The organism is Nocardioides humilatus (assembly GCF_008373755.1).
Taxonomy (GTDB): domain Bacteria; phylum Actinomycetota; class Actinomycetes; order Propionibacteriales; family Nocardioidaceae; genus Nocardioides; species Nocardioides humilatus.
Window position 1 is genome coordinate 1 of record NZ_VUJV01000201.1, and the last position, 260, is coordinate 260.

Here is a 260-nt window from a genome sequence, read left to right on the forward strand (position 1 = left end):
TTTCGATTGAATCCGAAGAAGAAAAACCACATATTTGTGTTAAAACTGTCAAAATAAAAAATATGGTTGGAATCGCGAAAAAATCATTCAGAATCAAGAGAAAATTACAGTTTTGCTTGAAAATGAAGCAAATAATCCTATTACTTGTGAAAAAACTCTCAGAAATGAGAAATATGGATGGAATTGCGAAAAAATCATTCAGAATCAGGAGTAAACGACAATTTTAGATTGAGAACGAAGCAAAAAAACCAAATATTTCA

1 protein-coding gene is annotated in these 260 nt (G+C 29.2%); it reads left to right on the forward strand.

The genetic code is table 11. From position 1 onward, the window contains the following. The coding region (locus F0U44_RS23405) for a hypothetical protein (protein ID WP_223163833.1) at window positions 1-227 on the forward strand (227 nt) is incomplete at its 5' end. Window positions 228-260: the final 33 nt, after the last annotated feature.